Raw genomic sequence first — 3,120 nt, 5'->3', positions numbered from 1 at the left:
CTCATGGCTACATGACTTAAATTAGTTCCACCAACCTTTCGCAGAAATCACTTCAAGGTGGTTTAAGCCTTCAGGCAACTTAACTTTTTTACGCGCTGGCTTGGATAAACCGAGTGCTTTTTTGATTGAATTTAGCATGTTAGCTCCTTAATAAAAAATTTCTATTAAGCAAAAGTTGTTTCGGTAAAACGAACATTTGGTACGGCAGCAACTTCAATATGCTTGAAGCGAACATTTGGAACTGCAGCAACTTCAATATGCTTGAAGCGAACGTTTGGTACGGCAGCAACTTCAATATCCTTGAAGCGAACATTTGGAACGGCAGCAACTTCAGATTGTTTGAAGCGAACATTTGGTACGGCAGCAACTTCAATATGCTTGAAGCGAACGTTTGGCACGGCAGTAACTTCAATATGCTTGAAGCGAACATTTGGAACGGCTGCAACTTCAGTTTGTTTGAAGCGAACATTTGGAACGGCAGTAAATTCTATAGATTTAAAACGTACATTAGGTACTGCTGAGAAGGTATCTATGCTATCTAAGGAAGTAAGATTACTTACAGCAGCAAGCGATGATGTTAATGCTACAACAGTGAATATTCCTTTAATCATTCTAATTATCTCTCAGGGTAGTTGATATTGATTTATTATTGACACTGATAGTGCTATTGCACTTGTTGTGCCAATGTTGTAAATCGAAATCTAATTGAGAGTTAAATGATTAATTAATGTTGCTTTTGGTGTTTGGCTTTATCATGTCTTCTTGGAGTAGCAGGGTAAATTCGGTCTCTTTTATAGCTTTACTAAAGATATAGCCTTGGATCTCTTCACAGTTAAGTGCCCGTAAAATGTTCAATTGTGCTGCTTGTTCTACCCCTTCTCCCACAACAGAAAGCCCCATGTTATGGGCGATAGTGATAATAGAATCGACCATTTTGAGATCGCGATCAGACTTATCAATATCGTCAACAAAAGCTTTATCAATTTTTAAAGTATGAATCGGGAAACGTTTTAAGTATGAAAGAGACGAGTAGCCAGTGCCGAAATCATCGAGTGCCAAACTAACGCCCATTTTAGCCAGTTGCTGCATGACAATAATCGCCGTTTCCGGCTGCTTAATGACAGTACCTTCGGTTATTTCTAATTCAAGGTGACAAGCGGGGAGTTTGGTGAGCCTTAAAATTGACTCTATTCGCTGTTGAATATCGGGAAGTGCAAATTGACGTGACGATAAATTGACGGCGACTCTGCCGCTGAATATTCCTTGTTCACGCCATTTCTGCGCTGCGAAACAGGCTTTGCGTAAGACGATTTCACCAATTTCAACAATTAAGCCGTTTTCTTCAGCAAGTGGAATAAAATCATTTGGGGGTATCAAGCCATGTACTGGATGATTTAATCTGACTAAAGCCTCCATGCCTGCAATTTTACCGCGCTTAAGATCAACCTTAGGCTGATAATAAACTTCAAATAGATCATCTTTTAAGCCTTCACGGATGAGATTCTCTATTTCTAACTGCCTAATCGCATGTTGATTTAATGACTCTGAATAAAACTGATAGCAATTCCCCCCCGCTGACTTAGCATGGTACATAGTAATGTCAGCTTTCCTCAGTAATGCTTGCTCGCTTTGCTCGTCTTCTGGGAATAGCACTATACCAATACTTAATCCTAGGACTAGTTGTTCATTACTCACTTCAAAAGCGGGTTTTAACCCTTCGATAATACGGTTAGCAATCGCAGCGCTGGCGCTTATATCTGAGCATTTATCTAATACAATGGCGAATTCATCTCCGCCTAGACGGTAAATACTGGTACTTTTAGGAAGTAAGGACTTAATGCGGGCTGCAACGAGCTTTAATAACATATCTCCAATTTGGTGACCTAAGGAATCATTAATACGTTTAAAATTATCAAGATCAAGCACCATTAGCGCATGGGCTATTTCTCGATTCACTAGGTTACTTAAGGTCACTTGTAAGTTGGAGCGATTTGGGAGTCCGGTTAAGAGATCATTATTGGTTAGTTTTCTAAGCTCTTCTTCTTGCTGTTTCCGTCTCGAAATATCCGAGAAAACCCCGACATAGTGTGATAATTCGCCTAACTCATCATAGATAGCATCGATAGTGAGCTCCATATGGAAGTGACTTTTATCTCCTCTGGCTGCTTCGACTTCATTCGCCCAGCGACCTTGTTGCTTCAGCATGGTTCTGATTTGGGTGGAGAAGGTTTCAGGATATAAATCAAATGTGAGTAAGTTACCAATAAAATCAGTTCGGTTACGTAATGAAATCTTACAGCAAGCTTCATTAACTTCGACAAAGCGGTATTCGCTGTCTAGGATAAACATGCCTTCCGAAATATTTTCAATAGCCTTTTCAAAGAGTTTTAGTTGCTCTTCTTTTTGTTTAAATTGACTAATATTCTTAATCGTTCCAGTCATTCGCAGGGCATTATCTTTGTCATCACGTTCTACAATTTTGGCGCGGTCTAAGATCCATACCCAATTGCCGTCTTTACCTTTAACTCGGTATGCGGCTTCGAAATGATCTGTTTCACCATAAAAATGCTTATTGAGCGCTTCTCGGACACGTTCTTGATCCATTGGATGTATATTACTCTCTTCATCCGATTTACCCGAGCGATGTCCATCACGCGGAAATTCAAGTGCTCCCCAGATATTTGAGCGGAAAATGTTGCCAGTTTCTATATCCCAGTCCCACATTTCATCACCACTTCCCCATAAGGAAAGTTTTAATCTTTCTTCACTGAGCGCTATTTGGCGTTGCACTTCTCTTTTTCGTAACACAGCTTTTATAATAAAAAAAGCTACGAGCAAAACAGTTATGAAATAAATTAATTTTGCCCAATAAGATAGCCACCACGGAGGGGATATATAAATATTAAGAGAATTTACTGGACCTTTTACTCCGGTGACAGGGTTCTCACCAAATACATTAAAAATATAATGACCAGGAGAGAGGTTTGTATAGGTTGCAGAGTTTGTGCCTTTTGCAGTAATCCATGTATCAGATAGACCATTTAGGTTGTAAAAGTATTCAATATGTTTATGGCTTGACTTCGGAGAGTTGAACTTCAGTGTAAATGGATAGTCTGAATA

General features: G+C 39.5%; 2 protein-coding genes. Both read right to left on the bottom strand.

Annotated features, from left to right (window positions below; all coding sequences use genetic code 11):
* Positions 1-164: 164 nt before the first annotated feature.
* The gene (locus K5Q99_RS21495) at positions 165-611 is read right to left on the bottom strand and encodes a hypothetical protein (RefSeq protein ID WP_220778083.1); all 447 of its coding nucleotides are present in this window, start codon (positions 609-611) and stop codon (positions 165-167) included.
* A 109-nt stretch (positions 612-720) separates the two neighbouring features.
* On the bottom strand, positions 721-3,120 hold a 2,400-nt coding region (locus K5Q99_RS21490; RefSeq protein ID WP_220778082.1), incomplete at its 5' end, for an EAL domain-containing protein.

It is taken from the genome of Shewanella hafniensis (assembly GCF_019655335.1).
Lineage (GTDB): Bacteria > Pseudomonadota > Gammaproteobacteria > Enterobacterales > Shewanellaceae > Shewanella > Shewanella hafniensis.
The sequence above is the reverse complement of the archived record's forward strand: the minus strand, read 5'-3'. Positions and strand labels throughout refer to the sequence as shown.

Coding starts and splice junctions, on each gene's coding strand:
- K5Q99_RS21495 (WP_220778083.1), bottom strand. CDS start 611: ATGATTAAAGGAATATTCACTGTTGTAGCATTAACATCATCGCTTGCT.